Genomic DNA, 24,781 nt, shown 5'->3' with positions numbered 1-24,781 from the left:
GATCAGCGATAAATGAGCGTCGAAAGATAGTCCTCGGCAAACATCTCGTTTGCCACCTCCAACAGAGCTTCCGAAGTGAGCTGTTCAATGCGATGGAACACGGCTTCGGAAGTTTCGCATTTATTATAATGCAGGAAAGTCTTGCCCATGCCCAACGCATTGTTCTCATTATTATCCGAAGCTACACCGATTTGTCCGATAAGTTGCTTCTTGGCAGCCGCAAGCTGCGAGGAAGTCATCCGGACATCACGCAAGCGTTTCAATTCCTTATATACCAGGCGGGTGCAGTAGTCCAAATCTGCAGGGTCGCAACCGAAGTAGATGCAGAAAGTTCCCGTATCGGTATAGGAAGTCAAGTTGGATTCTACGTTATAGACCAGCCCACGACGTTCACGGAGAGAAACGTTCAATCGGCTGTTCATGCCCGGGCCACCCAAAATATTGTTCAGCAGATAGAGTGCGGTACGCTTGTCATCATATGCATTATATCCCCGGCTGCCAATCATGACATGTGCCTGATGGGTATCCTTATGCATTACAAGATGCCCGGGTACATAGAGGGGCGGTGGCATACGGCGGTTGTCCACTGCCATGGCAGGTATATCCGCGAGGAGTTTTTCCGCCCAGCGCACCACCTGCCTAAAGTCCAGATTGCCCAGAACAAAAAAGACCATATTGCCGGGATGGTAGAAGCGAGAAGTGAATGCAGCGGCATCCTCACTGCGAAACAGCTTCAGTTGCCCGGGATTGCCCAGAATGTTGCGTCCCAGGGGATGCCCTCTGAATATCAAGTCTTCGAAATCATCGAAGATGAGCTCGGAAGGGTTGTCTTCGTAGGATTGTATCTCGTCGATAATCACCTCCGTCTCCTTCTCGATTTCGCGTTGCGGGAAAGTGGAGTGGAATACAATATCCGTTAACAATTCGAAGGCACGGCCGAAATGCTCGGTCAGGAAAGCAGAGTAAATCACCGTCTCTTCCTTGTTGGTGTAGGCGTTAAGGTCTCCGCCCACATTCTCCATACGGTTCAGGATATGCCATGCCTTACGCTTGGCGGTACCTTTAAATATAAGGTGCTCCACAAAATGCGCCATACCTTGCTCGTTTTCAAGCTCATCGCGCGTACCCGCATCTACAGCAAAACCACAATAAGCCACCTTGGAGACTGAAGGTTCATGAATGATGCGCAAGCCGTTGGACAAGATATGTTGGTTGAAAGCCGACGGTAAATTCTCTTTTAACTTCTTCATTCTGACGTTTCAAACTATTTGAGGCGACAAAAATACAATAAAACTTATTGCCGTTTATAGAAAATTGCAGATATTTGCATATTGCTATAATGTGCTAATGTGATTAATGTGCTAATATGCCAATGACCATGCGGCATCACAGCGCAGCCAATTAGCACATTAGCATATTAGCACATTAAATACATTAAGAGTATGATTGCATCCATTCAAGAGCTTTTGCAGAAAGAGGCACAAGCCGTACTGAACATTCCAGTGACGGACGCTTATGAAAGAGCTGTAGAACTCATCGTAGAACAAGTGCACCGCAAAAAAGGGAAACTGGTAACTTCGGGTATGGGCAAGGCCGGACAAATAGCCATGAACATCGCTACTACCTTCTGCTCCACCGGTATTCCGTCCGTTTTCCTGCACCCCAGCGAAGCACAGCACGGTGACCTCGGCATCCTTCAGGGGAATGATCTGTTGCTACTCATCTCCAATTCGGGCAAAACTCGTGAAATCGTGGAGCTGACACAGTTGGCACATAACCTAAGTCCGGAACTGAAGTTTATCGTCATCACCGGAAACCCTGATAGCCCCCTGGCACACGAATCCGATGTATGCCTCAGCACCGGGAACCCCCAAGAAGTATGCGTATTGGGCATGACGCCCACGACTTCAACCACTGCCATGACCGTCATCGGTGACATTTTGGTTGTACAGACCATGAAAGAAACTGGATTCACCATTGAAGACTACTCCAAGCGCCATCACGGCGGTTACCTCGGAGAAAAATCAAGATCGCTATGCGTAAAGTAATAGGTATCGGAGAAACCATACTAGACATCATATTCCGTGGCGAACAGCCCACAGCAGCTGTCCCAGGCGGTTCAGTATTCAACGGCATCGTCTCGCTGGGACGTATCGGCGTTCCCATTTGCTTTATCAGTGAAACAGGCAATGACCACGTGGGCAATATCATACTCAACTTCATGCGCGAGAACAATATCCCCACAGACCATGTTAATGTCTTCCCTGACGGGAAATCCCCCGTATCACTCGCTTTCCTTAACGACCGGAGTGATGCGGAATACATCTTCTATAAAGATTACCCCAAACAACGATTAGATATAGAGTATCCACAAATTCAAGAGGACGACATCGTTATAATAGGGTCTTATTATGCCTTAAACCCCGTATTGCGCGACAAAGTATTAGAACAGCTGGAACGCGCACACGACATGCATGCCATTATCTATTACGACCCCAATTTTCGTTCGTCCCATAAAGAGGAGGCCATCAAGCTGGCTCCCACCATCATCGAAAATCTAGAATACGCCAACATTGTACGCGGCTCGCAAGAGGATTTCTTCTATATGTGGGGCCTGCAGGAGGCTGACAAGATATACAAAGACAAAGTAAAGTTCTACTGCCGTAACTTCCTCTGTACTGCCGGCGCAGAGCAGGTATCATTGCGCACCGACACGATTTCCAAGGAATATTCCATTCCTCCGTTAGAAGCGGTCAGTACCATCGGCGCAGGAGATAATTTCAACGCAGGCATCATCTTCGGGCTGCTGAAACATAATGTACGCTACAAGGACCTCGATACCATGGACGAAGCTACTTGGGACCAAGTTATCCAATGCGGCATTGAGTTTGCCGCTGAGGTATGCAAAAGTTTCAACAACTCCGTTTCAAAGGAATTTGCAGAGAAGCACAGATAATTTTAAAGTTCAAAAAAGAAATATAAAAGCCTGACATTGACGTTACCCTCTGTGGATAAATTACATATATTTGTGATTAACGACATCAGAGAGGTTACGAATTATGTATAGGAATTTATTGAACTTGCTTGTTTTGGCAGTGCTGCTCCCTTCTTGTAGCGGCACTGCCCCTCACATTTCCGTTGTATGCGAAGAAAACAATGTGGGCAACTGCATTGTGAAATGGGAAATGGCCCCTCTTATCAAAGGGAATGTTAAAGTATATGCCTCGACTAACCCGGAGGACATCCCCGAAGACGTTCCTATTGCCATTGCCAACATCTCCGATCTGAAGATGACCGTCATCACTACCGACCCTACACAGCGATACTACTACATGCTTGTATTCGGTGACAAATACCGGGTAAAGATTGCCACCCGCAACATCAATATCCCCGGCATACAGAACTTCCGCGACTTGGGAGGCTATACGTCCTATCCTACCCAAAAGAAAGTACATTGGGGCATGCTATATCGCTCTGCCGAAATAGACAAATTGGAACCGTGCTCGCGCAAGGAGCTCAAGAATATAGGAATAAGGACTATCATCGACCTGCGCTCATTCGATGAAGTACACAGACAAAGCCCCTTGCAGCAAGAATTCAAAGTGGTGCACATCCCTATTCCTACTGGTGATATGGAGCATATTCTGAAAGGTGTGCAGGAGCGGACAATCAAGAGTGATACCGTCCACCGGATAGTGGAGCGAATGAACCGCGAGCTCATCAGCAACTATACTAAAGAATACCGTCAGATTTTCGATATCCTACTGGATAAGAACAATTATCCCCTCATAATCCATTGCTCTTCAGGCAAAGGGCGCACAGGCATTGTATCGGCGCTTGTGCTTGCCTCCCTTGGAGTGGGCGAAGACATCATCATGGAAGACTACCGCCTCAGCAACGACTACTTCAACATCCCGGCTGCCTCTCGGTACGCTTACCAGCTTCCGGCACGTTCGCAAGAGGCTATCACCACCATATTCTCAGCACGCGCAGATTTCCTAAATGCCGCCATCGAAGAAATGGAACGAAGGTATGGAGATACCGACACCTACCTGCAAAGAGGCATCGGCCTGACGAAAGAAGAAAGAAAGAGACTACAAGACATTCTTTTAGTAGATAATTGACAATGCATAATGGATAATCAGTAGTCAATAAAAAACGATTTTATCATGTAATTACATAATTATCAACCATCAATTATCAAATATCCATTGAAAAGCACTATCTTTGCGTCCGAAATATAAAGATATACAAAAGATTTAATGAAGACATTTGAAGAGCTCGGTGTGTCGCCGGAGATACGCCGCGCCATCGAAGAAATGGGTTACGAGCAGCCCATGCCGGTACAAGAGGAAGTAATTCCATACCTTTTAGGAGAAAACAATGATGTAGTAGCACTGGCACAAACTGGAACAGGAAAAACCGCAGCGTTCGGTCTGCCGCTCATACAGAAGATTAACGTCAACAACCGAATTCCCCAATCACTTATTCTCTGCCCTACCCGTGAACTTTGTTTGCAGATAGCCGGCGATTTGAACGATTACTCCAAATACATTGATGGCTTACGGGTATTGCCCGTATATGGCGGTTCGTCCATTGAAAGCCAGATACGTGCCCTGAAACGGGGTGTACACATCATCGTAGCCACACCAGGACGACTGCTGGATCTGATGGAACGCAAAACCGTGTCCCTCGCCACCATACAGAACGTGGTTATGGACGAAGCGGACGAAATGCTGAACATGGGATTCACGGACAGCATCAACGCTATTCTTGCCGACGTTCCGCAAGAGCGCAATACCTTGCTGTTCTCCGCTACCATGAGCCCGGAAATCGCACGCATTTCCAAGAAGTACCTGCGCGATGCCAAAGAAATCACCATCGGGCGCAAAAATGAAAGCACCAGCAACGTGAAACACGTAGTCTTCTGTGTACATGCCAAAGACAAGTATGCTGCCCTGAAGCGTATTGTGGACTACTATCCGCAGATATACGGCATCATCTTCTGCCGTACCCGCAAAGAAACGCAGGAAATAGCTGACAAGTTGATGCAGGAAGGCTATAATGCCGACTCGCTGCACGGCGAACTGAGTCAAGCGCAGCGTGACGCCGTGATGCAGAAGTTCCGCATCCGCAACCTACAACTGCTGGTTGCCACGGACGTTGCCGCACGCGGCCTCGATGTGGACGACCTAACCCACGTCATCAACTACGGATTGCCCGATGACACCGAAAGTTATACCCACCGCAGCGGCCGTACGGGACGTGCTGGAAAAACCGGGACTTCCATCGCCATTATCAACCTGCGCGAGAAAGGCAAGATGCGCGAGATTGAGCGCATCATCGGCAAGAAATTCATTGCAGGCGAAATGCCTACCGGCAAACAGATATGCGAAAAACAACTGCTCAAAGTGATAGACGACCTTGAAAAAGTGAAAGTAAACGAGGAGGAAATCGCTGACTTTATGACTGATATCTACCGCAAGCTGGACTGGCTAAGTAAGGAAGATTTGATTAAGCGGATGGTTTCGCATGAATTCAACCGTTTTCTAGACTACTACCGCGACCGTGAAGAGATAGAGACAGCAACCGGCAGTGAACGCGGAACAAGAAACGGTGAGCGGAGTGAACACCGAAGCAGTGGCAATCATCAAGCCGAACCGGGCTACAAACGCCTATTCATAAATCTGGGCAAAATGGACAACTTTTTTCCCAGTGAGCTTATCAGCCTGCTGAACAAAAACACCCGTGGACGCATTGAGCTAGGACGCATCGACTTGATGCAGAAATTCTCTTTCTTCGAAGTAGAGGAAAAAGAAGCCAACAATGTAATGAAAGCCTTGAACCGTACCAACTGGAACGGTCGCAAAGTATCTGTAGAGATTGCCGGAGACGAAGGTAAGAATGTCCCGAAAGGCAGACGCACGGGTACAGCCGGAAGCTATGGAAAAAAAGATTCCGACGGCAAGAAGCGCAGCAACAAGGAAGACGGCAAACGGAACGATGCTGCCAGCAGACGTAGAGACAGAGCCGAAAACCCTGCAAACGACAAGAAGAAAGGCAAGCCCAGCCGCGAGGAACGCGGTTATACCAAAGCCCGTGGCAAAAAAGACGATTGGAAACAGTTCTTTCAAGGCAGCAATGACTTCAAGAACCCAGAACCTGACTTCAGTGAAGAAGGCTGGGCAAAACGGACACCGAAAAAGACAATGAGATAGAGGTTGTTATACTTAATTTGCATAAAAGATGAGGAGCGCAGTACATAGCCAATAAAAATTTCATCAATGATAGTATTGCGCGTGTTGTATAAACATTAGGCTGGAACTGCGGAGTAATACGTTACGTGTAGATGGTGGCCGTTACTCCCGGTTACCGTTTACTCAATATGAACCTTATCAATGTAGTTGTCAATGCGAACAAAAAACTCTTTAACAAACTTGATCAAACCCGTGGCGAATGTGTAAGAATCGAAAATCTGGACGTTGAAGAAGATACCCTTCAACCAACAGCAACGAGGTACACACAAAGGAATCATTCTTCTTTGAATAATTAGCTACCGTCTGTTCCAATTCTGATAAACGGTGATTGATAGAATATCCATTCTTTTCAAGCATGAATATCTTATTTCCCATATATCCTACACAAAAAGATAGGGAAATAGAGTGCAAGTCTCCTTATCTTCCAAAATACCTTTCTCTTTTAAAATTTTATACAACTGTCCTACGGATTTGGTTCCCATACCAGGAAGTCTGCACAGCGCATCAAACCCATTATATTTTATAAACCGTAAAAGATCCTCAAGTTGGCAGATATTGTATTTTCTAAGTGCACGTAAAGTCCTGAAATTTATATCCAGATTTCCTAAAGGTGTAGCCAGCAGGTGCACATATTCCGATGGAACATCCTGTTCCCTTACAACTATCACTACATTCTTTAAATTCTGTCCAGCATCCTCTTGGGAATGTGCCAGCAAAGCCTCATAATTCCGGCATCTGATATATAAACGGTCCAATTCCTTTTTCCATTCAGAATAGGGCTTCCATTCCAAGCGAACCTGCCTACCCGCTTTCTTATACATATATGCCAGATTTCTGGGAGAAATATTTGTTCTCCTGGAGACAGCCGATACGTCTCCCCCGATAGAAAGGGAGTAAAAAATATCTCGAATCCGAGCATCCTTTATCACTTCTGCCATTTCCTTAACAATCTCCTTGTAGACAGATATACAGATCTTCGGTAATTCCACATAAGAAAGATCTGTTTGCCCAACGGACAGATCTGCATTCGAATATTCCATAATTCCTCCGTTATAATGCAATTATAAAAATCTGTTTATTCTTTATTTTTTTCTCTCAACTTGGAAGGGGATATCCCGTATATTCTCCGGCAGTATGCCGTAAACTGGGAGGGCGAGCTAAAACCTAACTTATCGGATATTTCCTGAAAGGAAAGTTCCGGATCACTAATCATGTCCAACATCTGTTCTGCCTTTTTCCTCTGCATCCATTTATAGGGACTTTCCCCGAAGCTGGAGTGAAATTTTCTGCTGAAGGAACGCTCGGAAACATAATATAAATCAGCGAATTCCTTGACAGAGTTCACCCTCTTATAGTTCTCCATAACAAATTTCTCAAAATGCCGCCGAATACCAGTCGATGCGGAAAAAAACGCCGATAGTTCTTTCTTTGTATAGAAGCCCTTCAGCACCAAGAGCAGCTCCTGCTGTTTCAGCAAATGCATATGTTTGCAAAGCAGCCTTGCCTCCAGATACGTTCCAACAGAATTCAGTACTTTAACAAGAGGTTTCCTGATGGGAAGAATAAAATTATCAGCCGTTTGCTCCTTACCTCTGACAGACAACGAGCCCAAAAACAATTTGTCGCACACACTCACATTCTTGTCCCAAAATAAAAGCATGCATCTCGAACCGATTATAGACTTCATCCGGGTTCCTATGCTTTGCGGAATAAACACCATCTGGTTTTGTAAAATCCGCAAACCTTTATATTTACCCAAATCAAAAATCACCTCCCCTTCAATCATAAAAAGAGTACATGATGACCTGCTGTTATCAATCCGATATACCTCATTCTCCTCCAGCTGCTGACAAGAAAATCCCACGTCCGAATTCATCTGGTAATTCAGGCAAGATAAATGTTCATTCAGATATAGCAATTTCATGTTTTTTGTTTTTTATTACAACAAAAATTAAAGCACGTCTGTTTTTAACAAAATGGACAATTTATTAATTGAAACAGACAAATTTAACATACAAGATGTATGCTGATTAATCAATCAACCTCTGATTTTGACAATCCCTTAGATATAAAGGTTTACATACAGGTCACTAAAATAGGATTCATCATGATATATATTTGAGTCCCTCCCAATACTATATAAAAGTAATACGAAACAAGACTCTCGCAACTTCCACATCATGAATATGTGGCTTATACAAAAAACACCGGAATGTCTCAAAACAAAAGTATATGAGAAACTTTCTTGTCATTTTTTATGTCCCGTGCAAGTTTTCGTCTGCACGGGATATAACTTATTGGGGTAAATATTTCTCATAATCATCCTTTACATCTGGATCGACGACTGGACGTACGGAATAAGTCATGCAACGCCTGTAAACAGCGCTTGTATTAGAAGTAGGCGCCCAACCGGCAGGACCTCCAGTGGAATTAAGCAGATAACGCCCTGCATGAGTATCGCTTCTGGCTTGTGCCACGGCGAAAATGACTTCATTACCCCCAGACTTGCCATCTGTAAAACTGCCGTCATAAATACTTCCAGGCAGCGGTGTGTTAAGGCCGGAACGACTTGCATAATAATATGCAAACCTCAAAGTTACAGCCTCTTTCTGCGACATAATCCGGAATCCGTAAGGAGAAGGGTCAAATACGGTTTTCCCGCCTACATCCTCCGGATTCCCTGTCTGGGAAGGCTGGTTCCATGGATACAGGAATACCCAGCGGTCTTTGAAATAACTAACAAACCCATGCGGGAAACATTCATACAGCCAGAAACTTTGATGAGAGACGATAGCGTTTGGATGTTCGATGCTCTGTTTCATCGTAAGAGCAGCCCCTCTCGCTTGCTGAGCATCTGTTTTTCCATAATCCACATCATTTCCTCTCTGTTCCCAAAGGAAATCAAATAGCTTGCCACTGCCGTCATAAAAGTTTTTATTGACACGAACATCATGTGCCGGGAACGGGTCTTTCCTGCCCCATTGATATTGCATACCAAATTCCCTATATGCATCTGCACTATACTGTGATTGGACCCTTTCGTATGCTCCCAACAGATGCGACATCAATTGAACCGTTTTCGGACCATCACCTCCCTGACTCGCAACATCCAAGACTGTCGGATACTTGTCAACAATCCAGATATGCCAGGACCAGAGTGTCGGATTCCCCTTGATCTTTCCAGATTTAATTTCTATCAACACATTTCCCGGAGTCTGCCCTGGCTTGACATAAATATATGATCCCGGACCGGAACCTCCCTGTTCGGACAATTCACTGAGTCCCGCTTTTTCTATATCATTATGTCCGCCAGCCTCTTTAATGTCCGTCCACACGATATTGACTCTCCAATCATCATCTGCATCCAACTTATTCAACATGAAATCCTCTTTGCTACCGGGAAGTCCCTGCTTATCACTTAAAACAGCGTCATGATCCAGAAGCTTTTTGTAATACTCATAGGCAGTATTTACCCGGGAAACAGGAATAAAGATCCCTTGCTTTGCTCCCGCTTTAAGCATATATGTATTCGCTTCAGGCTGCACAATTCCGGAAACCAGCTCCAACTCAAATTCTCTTTCCGGAAAAAGACCATCAGGGGAATAAATCTTGAATTTCGCCTTACCGGAGTAAAGACGCGGAGACGCCATATCGTCAACAGCTATGAAAGGCACAGGTTTTCCCGAAAGGGAAGGATCCTTCTCATAGAAAAGCATAAAGTCTTCTATCACATTACCAGCATTGTTGTCAGACAAAGCCGAAACCAACTCAATTTTGTATTCGCTGTTGGCTTTGACATAATATTGTTTCTGTTTGCCATCCATCAGATAGATACTGTTACTAGATACCAGCAATGACTGATGCAGGAATTTGTCAAAGAAGGGGATGGCATTATATTCCTTCTGCAGGAGGCTGAGTTTCCCCGACGCACTTTTGCCGGTTCCCACATGTGTGACGGTCAAAGTATAAGTGGTATTGAAATTATCGAAATACTCCGTATTTCCTGTAATGTCGGGAGCCGTCACCGTGTACTTCCATATTCCCCCGGCAAGTTGACCCGCTTTCTCTATCTTGAACGGATTGGCAGCTTCAGCATGGAAAACGGGTTCCAAATCATGCGGTTCTGTCTTTACATAGAAAGTAACCCTGGCACCTGACTCTTCTGCCGTAAGCGTCTGCCCGTCTTTCGTTATCACCTTATCTGCCTGCCCATAGCTCTCGCCATACTGATTGACCTCAATAAACTCCAGCGGCCGGCTGCAGGCCTCGTCCGCAAAAATCTGTAAGGTGACATTGATATCCTTAGACTGTTCAAAGCCAAGAAACCATTTCATACGCCCCGCCTTCACATAAGCGGCTTTCAGCGCATCCTGGGCATCTTCCGGCTTTTCCGGCCACATTCGGGATGCATCCACATGTTCTGTGACCGTAAAGGTCACGGTTTTCTCATCGGTCGGTGCGGTCTTATCTGGATCCGAAGGTTTTATAGAATAACCGATCCATGCAGGCAGTCCCTCTATCGTGAACCCCTCCGGCCAAGAAGTCTGCACTTTTGCCGTTAGGCTGCCTCCCTCCCTATAAAAAGTGAAATGGTCAGCGCTGACTCCCAGCATATATTGCCCGTCATACAATACATCAGACATCATGGACTCATTCCATACCACAACATTATACATGATGTTGGCGGCCGGTCCTTTCCTAGCATCCTCTTCCGTATCGAATCCCGGACCACCTACAGCCTTGATATTCACCAGATAACGGTGATTACGCAACAAGGGAAGGTACTCGTATGTCGCATCAGCCTCGGCTCCAGTACGTTTCAGGTAGTCTATCCGGAAGAAAGTTTCCTTGTCAGGACGGCTCTTATCTGCACCGGTCAGTCCGACAACGATATAAGGACGTTTCAAGTAATTTTCCGTATTATTCTCAGGAAGAGTTTCTCCGTTGGCTCCTTGCGTGGCAGCCGTCGGCGCATTGACCGCCTCCGGAACATATACCTCACGTAACAAGATTTTCTCATCCACTATGGAAGATGTTCTATCAATCTTTCCTGTCACAGCCGGAGCCGGATCAGGAATAGAAGGCTGTTTCGCCTTTCTATTGACCTCATCCCAGTAAATCCCGTTCTCGAACGGGGAGACCCGTCCCGTCGTATTGGTATTATAAAAAAACACTTTAGTCAGCGTTATCCCTTCAATCCCCCCGGCTTTCTCGTCGAATGTAGAGGCCCCTTCCGACATGTTGCTCAAGTTAAGCCCCACGTCCACACGTGCTACGGCACGGACCAGATAGACAGTTCCAAGTTTGGGAACAGCACCGGCACTGTGATCCACCCTGACCGGGTCCGAGACACCCCACATCGGCAACTCCCCGTCTTTCCATACCCCCTTGTCCGGCATGGAGAAAGTGAAAAGTTGCATGACTTCCTCCCGTGTCTTTCCAGCCAGTCCGTCTGCGTCTGTATTAGCTGACCGGGTGACATTGGCCAGCATCACGAATGTACTGGTATCGCCTGAAGGAGTATTTTTCGCCAACAAGGTCATGGTACCCTTGCCTTTCTTGTCAGCCGGATTACCGGAAGGAATATAGGAGGTCACTTTGGCCTCATATGAAAACTTGTTGTCCTTGTCAAACACAAGTACCCTAATCCTCTCCGCTGCCGTGGAATTCTCCCCCTCCGGTGTAAGGGACCGTGTCAGGGGATTTCGAAGACCAAGTCCTTCGACAGACATGCTGACAGACGTCCAGCCGTCCCTGACAGGCATTTCTGTCCCGCCGTTTCCATACTCATCGAAGGGATCACTGCACCCTTGCACGAGAGGGATTCCCATAGATATCGCCAGAAAAGCGACTATCAAAGTGTAATGTTTGATTCTCATATGTATCTATTCTTTAAACTGTTTTTCTTCGTGATGGCATGACTGGTCATACCTTGTTACCAAGGAATAGCCACCTCCGTATCCTTCCATTCGTCCACAACTATGTCATATTCCATGTTTCCGGGTCCTTTCAGTGTGGCGAAGACACGGTAAATCGTATTACGCCGGATATTGTAATAACCCTTGTCATTCTCGGAAAGATCCGGATTATAGAGCTCGATCCTATACTGCTTATCGAGGTTTTCCATCAGATAATCGATAGATAAGACCAAGGCCAGCGCCCCCTCTTTTCCTTTACCATAGACCCCCGGAGCCACATAAATATAATTAGGTGCCTCTCCCGTATATGGAAGCAGTCTCTCTTTACATTTGGCCACAAAAGCGGATTCTCCGGGGCCCTCGTTGGCGCCTTCATGGAAACTGGGCCTTTCCGGTAGCAATAGGGGATCTTCCATATAGTTGACTCCTCTGATATCTGGGTCACCATTCCCAGTGGCGGTGTATTCCCCGACGGAAGGAAGGACGGAATAACCGCTGGTCTCATTGTTCAGAGAGAGTTTCGTCACTCTGGAAAACGGCAATAAAGGAGACAAGTAGTTTCCCCCGTTATCAACCGTAGTAAGAATAAACTCGACACGGGCATGCATACGTTCCAGAAGTATGCAGGGTGAAAGGGTTACTCTATTATTACCGCTCGTATTGTACGGAACGCGGAAGTTGCATTGGCCTACCATGGGAAGGTACTTCCGGTTTTCTCCTTTTAGATCGTCAGATGTGAAAATTTCGGTTTTCTCTGTCAGCCGTTTAGGATCAGGAATTGTATGTTCCTCCCGGATCTTTTTCAATCCAGACTCGCAATTGACCAGTAAAACAAAAGTATAATTACCACCAGTCAGCTCCAGATCCAGGACAATATCGAAATCCCCTGCATTCACCCCACCCATCTCTCTCATCTCAAAACGGTCAATTCCAGTTACATCTGCCAGCGGATTGGCCGTTCCTTGGGGATAATAGAAAAGGACTTTTTCCAAGGAGTTCCCGATGTTCTTGTAAGCAAAAAGGAGGATATGCTTGACAGTTTTCTCGTATTCTTCTGCACCAATATAGTCCTCCTTCCATTCTCCAAATAAATGTGCAGAAGCTTCTGCCGCCCGGGAAGTAACGGCCCCCCTATTCATTTCCGCTACAATCCGGATGGGAACATCTGGAATGGCTTTTTCCATCTCTTCCGCATCAGACGAACATCCGGTCAATTGTACAATCGCTACGCAGACCACCGTCAACAGCCTCATCACAATTCCGTATTTCATTATCTATCGTTTTTTGTTAATAATCTCAAATCCTTTCTGATATCACACGGAGCATTTGTCTTAAACCTATCCTGACATGATATCAGTTTTCCAATTCTATAGGACGGGAAATGACATTCCAATCCAGAACAGTAGCTTGTACCAGCATCCATGTATCCTTCTCATATTTGAGTTTCAGGGTTATGGGAAAATCATGGTCACATTCTAGACTATACGGCGGCTCACCCGCATCTCCCTGGAACATAATGATGTCATCCACCAGATTTGCTGTATAAAGAATCTCCCCGGTTGTCTTATCAATCAGGGATACGAGTGCGTTCCTGCCCTCTTCCAGTTTCATCAGCGTGAAATCCGCTTTCAATGCCCCTCCAGTGTCACGTACGGCTTGGGTTACATACTCAAAGCGTTCGCAAAGAGCGATCTGACCGTTGAAATCATACACACCGTTGTCATCTTCTATCCTGATAACAAATTCCTCGTCCATGAGGAAAGAAGAACCTATAAAGCTGATTGTGAAGTGTATCCGGTATGTCAATTCCCGCATATTGAAAGTCACCCGCTCGTACACACTCCCCATATCCTCTCGGTTCTCCAGCGATACAGAGGCGAGACCGACATACAGCGATCCGGGGACTGAAGTAGTCCGTCTGTCTTTCAGCCGCAGTGCGACCCGCATTTCCCCCTTGGTAGTAACGCCTTCTTGAAAATCTGAAAAATCATAAGACTCTAGGTCACTGCCACCCCATGCGACAAATGTAAGTTTTCCAGTATGCTGTAATGTGGCAGACAAGGAATAATCCGCTGAAAGGAGTACTTTCTTGTCGGAAAATTCGCCTACCAGCACGCCATTGGCATCAAAGGCAAATACCCGGACCTGCCTGATATCTGACGGATAATTGGGAAATTGTTCGCAAGGGGTTTGCCTATAAAAATGAAAACTGACACCTTGCGGACAACTGACCAAGTCATCAAATACGGCAAAATCACATCCTATAAGACAGTAAGCCGATAACAAGATAAATGCGACAGCATGTACGCTTCTAAATCTCATTTGATATAGTTTATGTTGGGATTATTTAATAGTTTGAAGTCAAACTTTTAGGTTATTGGAGAGGGAAGGGAAAAAATCCACATCCCTCTCTAAAATTGTGTAAGAAATTGTTTGCTGAATTTATCAACTGTTTAATAGTAATATTACTCAAGAATAACATCACGTGAGACAAGGTTCCACTGGAGCACTTTAGCCTCGACACGCATGTAGGTCTCTTCTTTCTCGATATCCGGATTTTCCGGATTTGTCGGTTCATCCTTATCATCAGGTTTTGGCAAATACGGATCTTTAGGATCAGAAGGATCCCATGGCATACCCAATCCCTGGAAAGACTTGATTGTCAACAGATAGGTATTATTACGGCGTGTGTCAGCGTTCACAATCGACTTTCCATCAGCGGTAATAGTCTGACGGTTCCATAACGCACGATATGCACATTTTCCACTTGTATAGGTATAAGCTTTTTGGTCCGGGCTCCACTTACTTTTCTTTGCGGCTTCTTTGCTGGCATAGATAAGACCGTCATCTTCTCCCCGATAGAACGTTGTTCCTTTTGCATAATTATCCATTTTAACCAATGTTTTTCCATCATCATCAAGCTTCCATACTTCATTAGGGATATAAGTTACATAAACCTTGGCATAAGGTAGACGATAGTAACCGTAATTTTTATTTTCAGCTGTAAGCGCTTCCTTTTTTACAGAATTTTCCAAAAAATAAATACCTGCTACATTTTTAGCAGTATTAACATTTTCTGCAACGCCTTTAGCTGCATACATACCAAGATCATTCCGCTGTGGATTGTCCTTCGACAGAAGATTCCCCAAACGGATCAAATTTTCTTTAGCTGAACCTTCCGGTTCTTTGGCCGCCTTAAAATCGGTATATCCATCAATGGCTGATGCAAAGCCATCGTAAAGGCCATCGGCATCTCCAATTGTACGCTTTCCCGCATGGTTACGGAAAAGGTATGTCTTTGCGGCACCGTTGATGGCAGTATACTTGATGTCGGCAAGATCAACCGTTCCTTTTTTATCTGCGGTTGCTTCTTCCAAAGCAGCATCCTTCGCGACCAATCCTTGTGCCACGATACGCTCCACATCAAAGGAGAATACATTTTGAGCCTCACTTGTACCCGTTTTGGCAGCATCCTCGGTAATGCCGGGAACAATAGTTTTCTGCTCAGCTCTCGAAGTCATGACAAACTTGTTGTCTGTGGCGAGAGCGGCAATATTGTCTACTGCGGCAGCTGTACTACCATATGTCTGATCCGCGGCTGTTGCAATATCAGCGGAAAGGACACCCTTGTTAAACAACAACGCCATGGCTTGAGGGCCGGAATTCGTTTTCCATGGAGCGACCTTAAATGTACCGGCTGTTTGCGTTTCCCAAAACTTGCCTGTCTCATCAGCTGTCTCTCCTAACGTCCATGCTTGTGGGCGGACATTTGAGAGAAGCTGTAAATCTGTAAGCTTACTCTCTTCCGTTCTTCCTCCGTAATCTTCCTGATTGTCATTCACTGCTCTGGTTGAGACATCCTTCATGGTGGAAATGTACATTCCCACAAATGTTGTTCCCTCACCCAGATTGTTTACCGGAGGGACATCCTCATTATTACAAGCTGTCATGCCCAGACTTAGGGCTACAACCCCTGCTAAAAATAAATTGTTTACTTTCATAACTTAAACTGTTTAGTAAATAAATAATTTAATTATTAATACATTAAATGCTTTTTTCATTCGTTAACCCCATCATACAAGTAAGGAATTTTCATTCCAAAGGCTCCATATCTTTTTTCAGCAATTCCTCCGCCTTCCGCCAGTCACCTTTCATATTGTGGGCAATTGCCATAGGATAAACAGAACGGCTGTCACTCTTTATTGTGTCCAATATCATCAGAGCCTTGTCCGCATCCTTTTCATACTTTAAAAGCGCATTGGCATAGTTAAGTGTCGCCAACGGATCAGGTGCAAACTGCTCATAAGCCTTCCTATATATATTTACCGGATTTTTTCCTTGTTCAGTATACAGTTGTGCCAGTCTACACATCTCGTACAAGCTCAGGCACCCGGGAACGGTAATAAACATTTCCTCCAGTTCGTCATCCATATAGGGACGTACATCGAAGCTCATGCGGAAGACAGTGCGGCGCAGGACAGGATAAACCGTGGATAGCAAATCAGTATAGACTTTTCCCCCATTCAGAGAACGGATAGCTGTTTCACGGGCCACATCCGTATCATGTCTCCCGATGGCAGACAAAACCTCATTCTTATAGTCCAAAGTAGATGCTTTTATGATATTTCTCAAACCTTCCCAGTCTTCGCCAGCTCCTTCTATTCTATATACGGAAGCACTCTTGAGCTGCGGATACTTGCTCAACACATGAGAGGAAAGCGCATGAGTACGGCATTCCGACAAATGTCTATTATAGTTGGATTCGCCTTCGGGAGAGGCGTACCCGGTGATGTGCACCTCACGGAGGCGAGCCCCTTTTATCCGGAGTTCCCTGGACACAAAGCTGTCCAGACGGGCCAGTTCTTCCCGGTTTTTACCGAAGCCTAGAAGAAGTTCGTGCCGTGCAGATTTAAAAGTGACCTTACAGTCAAACTCTTCCTCGTAACATTTTGTCTCCACCTTTTCAGGAATATAAAAATTATATTCGTAGTCTTCCGGTTCGAAAAGATCTATCCCGGTCACCGACATGTTCGTTTGACTCACGCCTCTGCCGCACTCAGCGCATCCGTACATCTCCTCACGGAGAGAGAGATATCCGGATGCCATCCAGCGCTCAAAAGACAATGCTTCCCGAACAGAAATTCCAGTCCCCTTCAAATCTCCGGCCTTGCGGATATCCTTCACTGGAACTGATGTATCCGGATTACCACCCAGAGTCTCTCTACGGATAACGGCCTTATATCTTTTCCTTCCAGATATACACAAGGGAAGGAAATCAGTTTTGATTTTGCCGTCAGAGGAGACCAAGGAAGGATAGATATAGACAATCTCCTGGGCACCCAACCGCTTGACAGATCCTGCTATATTGAAAGAGGCAGTAAACACTTTCCCGTCCGTACTACGTCCGACTTTCAGATCTGTATATTCCAGACGGGGATTCCCTCCCCTGACAACTTTATTCCCTGCTTGTCCTGCCAGTGGCAAGCAGTATACATATCCCATAACAGAGAGTATTCCTATATAATAATCTATCGGTCTCATTAATTACGTTTTTTATGTTTATATACGCGACTCGTCATTCATTTGATCATATAGACTATCGAAACTGCAAGCTTTGTAGGTCCCAGATAATCGGCTTTCCCCTTGCCTATCTTTTTCCCGCAAGAAGTACATCTGAATTTGTCATATTTAACACGTGCATAGCCCACTCCCAAAGATGCCTCCACACTGAATCTGCTGGACAGTATCCAATGATAGCCTGCACTGACACCACCACCGTAAAAATATCCCTCGTAACGGTGCCCTTTCATTTCTCTGGAATGGTTCTGAATGATAAAAGGAATATTTATACCCGCCACATTCATTTGGCCTCCGTGGGTATGAATACCCCAAAATAAGCCGTTGAATGTTTCACAAGTCCAATATCTTACCTCCGGTTGTACAAGCCAATGACTCCATTTCCTTGTCTTATAACGATTTGCCGTGGCATCATTCTCATAAAAGAAAAAATTCATACCCACCTGAGCGTCCAGAGTCCATTTCTTTCCTAGGGAGAACTCTACTGAAAGATTGGGTGTTAGCAAGGCGTCATAGGCAAGGTTGTTTTTCAACGCAACCTTTTGTGAGAAGGTCTGCAGGCTGGACAGCAGGAAGAAAAAAAAACATACTTGTTTCATATTGTCACTGATAGTTTTACTAGGAAAAACATACTTGTTTTATGATGTTAACTTTGATAATGCAAAATTATGAATATACAACCATGTTTTTGTTATGAATATTAGACATAGAATTACGCAAAACAGTCTTTTAATCCATACAATGTATGCCATTAAGACAATAATAGGGTATATACTCTTTTTCAAAATATTACCAGAAATATGGCGGGACAGTTAGCACCCACCTTACGAAGAAAAAAGGATTGAAAGTCATCCATTCCAGCGTAATGTTCATCGGTTGTATTTCTCCTTGTCCGGAATCCAGCTGTCTATCAAATCCCTATGCTTATCCATCCACTGGCGTACAGCTCTTGTCTCGGTCTCACGGGTTTCCTCTATGGTCCGCATCAAAGAGCTGATCTCGGTATCGGACAGATGGATGTTTCCCAAAAGGGCGGCAACGAACGGATGCTCCTTACTGAATCCTTTCCTGGCAATGGAATGGATTTGCTCGGCCTCCCCATAAACGTTTTTCGAATCTTCCAGCACTCTCAGACAGAAGCGATCAAACATCCAGTGCGGGGTCCATCCGGTCACAACGATCCATTCCTTCTTGTCGATAGCCTTCTTCAGCAATGCCGTCATGGCGGGACCGCTGGAGATCATGAGCTTGTAGTCCAGACCGTATTCAGGGATGGCTTTCTCCGTGCATTTCATGATACCGGTACCCGCATCAATTCCCACGATCTCTCCGGAAAACCGTCCGGTATGACCGCCCAGCTCCTCTATCATATGGACTGGGACATATTCGGGCACCACAAGACCGATACGGGCACTGTCGTATATCTGCCCGAGGATTTCCAGTTTACCATTGTATTTCCGGAAATAATCGGCATGGGTCACCGGCAGCCAGCTGTCCATGAACACGTCTGTCTTACCTCTTGCCAACGAAGTGAATATGGGAGCTATGTCCGCATTCAAAAGTTCTATTCTGTATCCTTGCTCCGAGAGAATCTCCTTGGCCAGATAGGTGACCGCTATCCCTTCGGCCCAGTTCGCATAGGCTATACGGATTTTCTTGTCAGAAATGTTACCGCATGAGAAGAATATCGTAACAGCCAACAAGACTGTGAAAAATTTCGTTTTGTTTCTCATAATCATTCTGTCTTTCATTATATGTTCTACTCCTTCTATTTTTTTCGTGCTATTCCCTGTGTGATCCGATCAAGCACGATAGCCAGTATTACAACGGCAATCCCTCCTTCGAATCCCATGCCAATCTTCATCTGCGTGATACCTTTCAATACTATTTCCCCCAAACCTCCAGCTGATATCATAGCAGCTACCACTACCATAGAGAGAGACATCATGATGGTCTGGTTGACACCGGCAAGAATAGTCGGCAACGCCAGCGGTAATTGTACCTTGTAGAGCAGCTGCCAAGAAGTGGCTCCAAAAGACCGGGCGGCCTCCACCACATTTTTCGGCACCTGGCAGATACCCAATGCGGTGAGCCTTGCTACCGGAGGCATGGCGAAAATGATCGTGGCAAAGGCTCCCGGCACCGTTCCCAGCCCGAAAAAGAGCACTGCCGGTATCAGATAGACAAAGGCCGGCATAGTCTGCATACAATCAAGTACCGGCTGCAGGACTTTGTTGCAGCGTCCGCTGCTCGCCATCCAGATCCCCAGAGGGATTCCCAGCAGCAATGCCATACCGGTGGAGGAAAGTACCAGAGCCAGGGTCTGCATGGTCTCCTCCCAGAGTCCCATCCCGTAGACGAGCGACAGCCCTAGGAGGGTGAAGCCCCCCGTCTCCCTGCCACTCTTGTATAACGCCAGGAAAGTGAGTGTTACGATGGTTATGTAAAAAGGTATCTCGAGCAGGATGCACAGTATCCCGTCAATAACGCCTTCCACTCCCAGACTCAGCAGGTCAAAAAATGATGCGCCGTGCTCGGTCAACCATTCCACGGCCATTTCTATATATTCTCCTATCTTTATCATAATTTTATTGCGTTTTGAATGATTTCATTGATTTCTTTCTTGTCTTTTCCCGTCACCTCAATAATGAGTGACGAGAGCGGTACCATCCCTTCAAACTCACGTCGCTCATTAACTACCCAGATGGGCGAGTTGGTCTTCGTCATCAAGGGAAGTATATCCTCCACCACAGTGTCACTTAATACGGAATGTACCTCTTTCTTTATCACAGAGTCTATATTCAGGATATGCTCCTTACGCAACCAGAGAAGATCTTCCAGGCGAACCTCACCTACCAGTATACCATCCGGGTCCACTACAGGCAACACGGTTGTCTTCCGTTCTCTCATCTTTCGAGTCAGAACCTCTGGCCCTTCTTTTCCCAACCTTGCCACCATAGGCTTGTCCACCATAATGGAGGCGGCAGTGACAATCCTACTGCGGTCCACATTCTCTACAAAACACCTCACATACTCATTGGCGGGGGTGGTCAGAATCTCCTCGGAAGTGCCGGTTTGCTGTATCTCCCCATCACGCATGATGGCGATACGGTCACCCAACTTGACAGCCTCCTCCAAGTCGTGTGTGATAAATACGATGGTCTTTTTCATCTTTGACTGCAAGGCCAGCAGCTCGTCCTGCATCTGTACCCGTATCAGCGGGTCCAGCGCTGAGAAGGCCTCGTCCATCAGCAGGACTTCCGGATCGTTGGCCAGAGCACGTGCCAGTCCCACTCGTTGCTGCATGCCTCCAGACAGCTCACTGACCATCAGGTCGGCATATCCGTCTAGCCCGACCAAACGCATGCTTTCTGCTGCCTTTAATTCACGTTCCCTCTTCTCCACCCCTTGCAACTCAAGTCCGAAAGCGATATTTTGCAATACAGTATAATGGGGCAGCAGTCCGAAATGCTGGAATACCATCGCCAATTCCTTCCGGCGCAGGGAACGCAACCGCTCCATCGGTATTCCAGCGATGTCCTCACCGTTGATCAGAATCTCGCCGGAGGTAGGCCTATTCAACCGGTTGATACATCTGAGCAGACTTGACTTTCCGCTTCCCGAAAGTCCCATGATCACAAATATCTCACCCTCCCGGACAGAGAGGCTGGCATTGTTCACGGCAATCGTACATCCAGTCTCCTTCAATATCTCATTTTTACTCTTTCCTTTTTTCAGCATTCTGAAAGCCTTGTTTTTTTCAGAACCGAAAATCAAATACAAATTCCTGATCTCAACTTTGTTCTTATCCATAATTCTTTAAAAATAATATCCTATATTTATATTGAATTTGACACTCCAATTGTCTTCCGTCCCCCGGACAAAAGCTTCATCCTATACATCCCCCAGCCATGCGTGATTCCTTCCCACAGCATAGTCAATGTAGGAGAACACCTTTCCCATCGTCAGCGAACATCCCGTCACGTTCTCCAAGCTGTCATTGAACCCAGCAATGCGTTTGTTCAGCAAGCTAAAATCATTGTACAAGCAGATACTGTCCAAAAACAACTTGTGTATTTTAAGGTTCCACCATTGATAGTCGACGACGTAGTGTAGGGCGAAATCGGAACGGAACCCCGTCTTCCGTGTGTCCATATTATATAGCCCACCCACCAGTACCGAACCTCCGAGTTGCTGTCTTCACAAGTTTCCGAAATGATATACCACCCGGACATTGCCCTGATGCACCTCCTTATCACGTCCAGCGATGTCATAGGCATAACGGCTAGCGGACAGTTCTGTGTCTCCACCAGTTCCGGAAAAGTCAGCATTCTGGAAATAGGCGAGAGACAACTCCCACCGATTCTTGCGGAAAAAGTATTTTATCCCCCATGTCCGCATCGTTCTCGAGACCGGCATAATAGCTCAGATTAAAAAAGTAATTGTTGCCTGTATAAGGCAGGATGCCGAAAGGTACTGTTGTCAACCCCATCTGTAGCTAGTGTGATTTGTTGAAGCTATAACCTATCCAGCCCTCCCTGAGCATCCCGTCTCCCAAAGAGGCGGGATAGAAGCGGTAATCTACGGCTAAATCGAATTTCTTGTAAGAAGCGTTCACATTCAAGAGGAACACGTCGAAATCGAACTCTTCACCATGTTTCCGGTTTTCGGATTTCCAATCCGAGTAATTGCAGTTGAAACGGAGTGTGCCTCCTATCTTTAATATCGTTTTTTCCTGTGCCGCCAAAGGTGAAACGGCTATTATTGCCCCAAAGAATGGCAATAGCAAACTTTCTTTATATCGCATAAAGTTACGTTTTGACAGGGATATTTGTCCGATACCCCACAATGGTTTATAAAATGATTTCTATAAGCAGGACCTGTGTGATTTTTAAGAAGGGATGAAATTTATCCGATGCGCAAAAAAGAATTTATGTGCTAAAAAACAGTAGATTGGAGCCTGCTATTTTTGCAAATATACGAAAAACAAACGGATATACCAAATTTCATTCAAATTACTGTAAGTTCTCGAACTTAGGGCAAAACGGTCTATCCTGACAAGGTTTGCACCATACCACTTGCATCTATATTCAAGCATCACGAGGAACATCCCGAAAGATGTCCCCCCCCGACCGCTTGTGCAAGGCCATGGCTACGTTGCTTTCACATTCACGTCCTCCATGCAGACAGTGCGCACTTGGCTATCGTACGTGAGTGCATGGATGATCTTGCGAAGGTTATCTTTGCGGCAGTTGACGATATGCTCCTGCAAACGTGCCACTCTGATAAGGGTCTTATTATGGTTCGCAGAATCTTTGAATCTAAGGTACAGAACGATAGAAATTAATTATACTCTACAAATAAAACCGGCAGCATCCACTACCGGTTTTATCACTCTATTATCTTTTTACGACTTTTTATTTCGTGCAACTTTTCGTGCTGAATGCAACAAGCATCCAGACCATCTTCTCCTGCTCTTTCAAGTAGCTAGTCATCAAATCTGCTGTCACGTCATCGCCAGCTTCATTTGCCAATTCAATCACTTTTCTTTCTTCGCCAATCAGGTAGCCATATGTCCCGAGGATATGATCTACAGCTTCACTGCCACAAGAGATGTCTGACACTTCCTTCACGTTGGCAACCTTCAGGTATTCACTGAACTTATTTTCGGGCACGCCACCCAGCATCAGGATGCGCTCTGCAATTTCGTCAATCTTCTCGGCGGTATCGTCATACATACTCTCGAACTTCTCGTGCAGCACAAAGAAACTGTGTCCCTTGATGTTCCAGTGCATACCGCGCAGATTGGTGTAATGTACCTGGAAATCGGCCAACAATTGGTGCAATGCTGATGCTACACCAGCCACTTTCTTTTCATTCAAATACAAGTAATCTAAAGTTTTCATAATTCTATTGTTTTAAATATTTATACTATTTTTCTTTGGGGTATTACAAAGATAAGGGGTAAATCAAAACTTGTCAAACAGATAATTTCTATCTTTGCATAGACGAATTCTATACATAACCTTCAAATGCCTTGTTCATCATGACTTTACAACAATTGGAATACATCCTTGCCGTCAACCAGTTCCGCCACTTTGCCAAAGCAGCCGAATATTGCCGCGTAACACAGCCCACCCTCAGTGCCATGATTCAGAAACTGGAAGAGGAACTGGATACCCGGATTTTTGACCGCAGCCAGCAACCGGTATGCCCCACTCCCGTCGGTATCCTCATCATAGAACAAGCACAGAAGATATTGGTTCAAGCCAACCGTATAAAGAATATTATAGAAGAAGAAAAACATTCACTGACCGGTACCTTCAAGTTGGGCATACTTCCTACCGTGGCTCCTTACCTCCTGCCTCGCTTCTTTCCTCAACTGATGAAGAAATACCCCGACCTCGACATCCGGGTAATCGAAATGAAAACAAACGACATCAAGAAAGCCCTGCAGACGGGAGAAATAGACGCAGGTATCGTAGCGAGTCTGGCAGGTATGGAAGAGCTGCAGCAGACACCGCTGTTCTATGAACAATTCTTTGTCTACGTGTCGCGCAAAGACATCCTCTTCAACAGCGAGGTAATCCGTACTTCGGACCTGAACGGCGAACAGCTTTGGTTGCTCGACGAGGGTCATTGCTTCCGCGATCAGCTGGTGCGTTTCTGCCAGATGAAGTCGGCACGCGCCAGCCAGCTTGCCTATCACTTGGGCAGCATGGAGACTTTCATGCGCATGGTAGAAAGCGGTAAAGGTGTGACTTTCATCCCCGAACTGGCCGTTCTGCAACTGGGGGATATCCAGAAAGAACTGGTACGCCCCTTCGCCATTCCCTGCCCTACCCGGCAAATCGTGATGCTCACTAACAAGAACTTTATCCGCCATACTCTGCTGGAAGCACTGACTAAAGAGATTAAGTCCTCTATACCTAAGGAAATGCTCTCTCTGAAGGCAACCCAAGCCATTGTATAGATTTTATCTATCGGTCCATAAAACCTTTCAATCAGATTTCTTGTTCTATCGGGAAA

General features: G+C 45.7%; 18 protein-coding genes and 1 pseudogene. 5 read left to right on the top strand and 14 right to left on the bottom strand.

The window, feature by feature from the left end:
- Positions 1-2 precede the first annotated feature (2 nt).
- Positions 3-1,250 carry a pitrilysin family protein gene (locus H1A11_RS16270; protein ID WP_117599859.1) on the bottom strand — a complete coding sequence of 416 codons (1,248 nt, stop codon included), beginning with the start codon at positions 1,248-1,250 and terminating at the stop codon, positions 3-5.
- 192 nt (positions 1,251-1,442) lie between these two features.
- On the opposite strand from H1A11_RS16270, the gene H1A11_RS16265 reads away from it, so the two are divergent.
- From H1A11_RS16265 to H1A11_RS16250, 4 genes are all read left to right on the top strand, one after another.
- Complete coding sequence (locus H1A11_RS16265; protein ID WP_117599860.1) at positions 1,443-2,048, top strand: SIS domain-containing protein; 606 nt, start codon at positions 1,443-1,445, stop codon at positions 2,046-2,048.
- Positions 2,036-2,956 carry a carbohydrate kinase gene (locus H1A11_RS16260; protein ID WP_181757452.1) on the top strand — a complete coding sequence of 307 codons (921 nt, stop codon included), beginning with the start codon at positions 2,036-2,038 and terminating at the stop codon, positions 2,954-2,956. The genes H1A11_RS16265 and H1A11_RS16260 overlap by 13 nt, the downstream gene beginning before the upstream one ends.
- A gap of 103 nt (positions 2,957-3,059) precedes the next feature.
- Entirely contained in the window at positions 3,060-4,124 is a 1,065-nt protein-coding gene (locus H1A11_RS16255; RefSeq protein WP_181757451.1) for a tyrosine-protein phosphatase, read from the top strand.
- Between the two features lie 138 nt (positions 4,125-4,262).
- Positions 4,263-6,218, top strand: a complete 1,956-nt coding sequence (locus H1A11_RS16250; protein WP_117599863.1) for a DEAD/DEAH box helicase — start codon at positions 4,263-4,265, stop codon at positions 6,216-6,218.
- 419 nt (positions 6,219-6,637) lie between these two features.
- On the opposite strand, the gene H1A11_RS16245 is transcribed toward H1A11_RS16250, so the two are convergent.
- The 13 genes and pseudogenes from H1A11_RS16245 to H1A11_RS16185 all read right to left on the bottom strand — a co-directional run bounded on the left by H1A11_RS16245 (position 6,638) and on the right by H1A11_RS16185 (position 23,658).
- Positions 6,638-7,297 (bottom strand): hypothetical protein, encoded by a 660-nt coding sequence (locus H1A11_RS16245; protein WP_117599864.1) that lies wholly within the window; start codon positions 7,295-7,297, stop codon positions 6,638-6,640.
- A 35-nt stretch (positions 7,298-7,332) separates the two neighbouring features.
- Positions 7,333-8,181, bottom strand: a complete 849-nt coding sequence (locus H1A11_RS16240; protein WP_117599865.1) for a helix-turn-helix transcriptional regulator — start codon at positions 8,179-8,181, stop codon at positions 7,333-7,335.
- Positions 8,182-8,551: 370 nt separating this feature from the next.
- Positions 8,552-12,136, bottom strand: coding sequence for a hypothetical protein (locus H1A11_RS16235; RefSeq protein WP_181757450.1), 3,585 nt, complete (start codon positions 12,134-12,136; stop codon positions 8,552-8,554).
- A 56-nt stretch (positions 12,137-12,192) separates the two neighbouring features.
- Positions 12,193-13,446, bottom strand: coding sequence for a hypothetical protein (locus H1A11_RS16230; RefSeq protein ID WP_117964311.1), 1,254 nt, complete (start codon positions 13,444-13,446; stop codon positions 12,193-12,195).
- Positions 13,447-13,528: 82 nt separating this feature from the next.
- Complete coding sequence (locus H1A11_RS16225; protein WP_117599868.1) at positions 13,529-14,497, bottom strand: FimB/Mfa2 family fimbrial subunit; 969 nt, start codon at positions 14,495-14,497, stop codon at positions 13,529-13,531.
- Positions 14,498-14,640: 143 nt separating this feature from the next.
- The gene (locus H1A11_RS16220) at positions 14,641-16,176 is read right to left on the bottom strand and encodes an Mfa1 family fimbria major subunit (RefSeq protein ID WP_181757449.1); all 1,536 of its coding nucleotides are present in this window, start codon (positions 16,174-16,176) and stop codon (positions 14,641-14,643) included.
- Between the two features lie 91 nt (positions 16,177-16,267).
- Entirely contained in the window at positions 16,268-17,716 is a 1,449-nt protein-coding gene (locus H1A11_RS16215; protein WP_117599870.1) for a hypothetical protein, read from the bottom strand.
- Between the two features lie 38 nt (positions 17,717-17,754).
- A complete protein-coding gene (locus H1A11_RS16210; protein WP_117599871.1) occupies positions 17,755-18,351 on the bottom strand; it encodes a DUF3575 domain-containing protein in 597 nt (198 codons plus the stop codon).
- Between the two features lie 270 nt (positions 18,352-18,621).
- Positions 18,622-19,485: a glycine betaine ABC transporter substrate-binding protein gene (locus H1A11_RS16205; protein ID WP_117599967.1), complete on the bottom strand. Its 864-nt coding sequence runs from the start codon at positions 19,483-19,485 to the stop codon at positions 18,622-18,624.
- A 35-nt stretch (positions 19,486-19,520) separates the two neighbouring features.
- Positions 19,521-20,336: a proline/glycine betaine ABC transporter permease gene (locus H1A11_RS16200; RefSeq protein WP_117599872.1), complete on the bottom strand. Its 816-nt coding sequence runs from the start codon at positions 20,334-20,336 to the stop codon at positions 19,521-19,523.
- Complete coding sequence (locus H1A11_RS16195) at positions 20,333-21,565, bottom strand: glycine betaine/L-proline ABC transporter ATP-binding protein (protein WP_117599873.1); 1,233 nt, start codon at positions 21,563-21,565, stop codon at positions 20,333-20,335. Before H1A11_RS16195 ends, H1A11_RS16200 begins: the two co-directional genes overlap by 4 nt.
- Positions 21,566-21,571: 6 nt before the next feature.
- Positions 21,572-22,559: pseudogene (locus H1A11_RS19775) on the bottom strand (hypothetical protein).
- Between the two features lie 610 nt (positions 22,560-23,169).
- Positions 23,170-23,658: a Dps family protein gene (locus H1A11_RS16185; protein WP_117599874.1), complete on the bottom strand. Its 489-nt coding sequence runs from the start codon at positions 23,656-23,658 to the stop codon at positions 23,170-23,172.
- A 140-nt stretch (positions 23,659-23,798) separates the two neighbouring features.
- Here H1A11_RS16185 and H1A11_RS16180 point away from each other — a divergent pair, with 140 nt between their 5' ends.
- The gene (locus H1A11_RS16180) at positions 23,799-24,725 is read left to right on the top strand and encodes a hydrogen peroxide-inducible genes activator (RefSeq protein WP_131225677.1); all 927 of its coding nucleotides are present in this window, start codon (positions 23,799-23,801) and stop codon (positions 24,723-24,725) included.
- Positions 24,726-24,781: the final 56 nt, after the last annotated feature.

The organism is Bacteroides sp. CACC 737, assembly GCF_013874375.1.
GTDB classification, from domain to species: domain Bacteria; phylum Bacteroidota; class Bacteroidia; order Bacteroidales; family Bacteroidaceae; genus Bacteroides; species Bacteroides uniformis.
The sequence above is the reverse complement of the archived record's forward strand: the minus strand, read 5'-3'. Positions and strand labels throughout refer to the sequence as shown.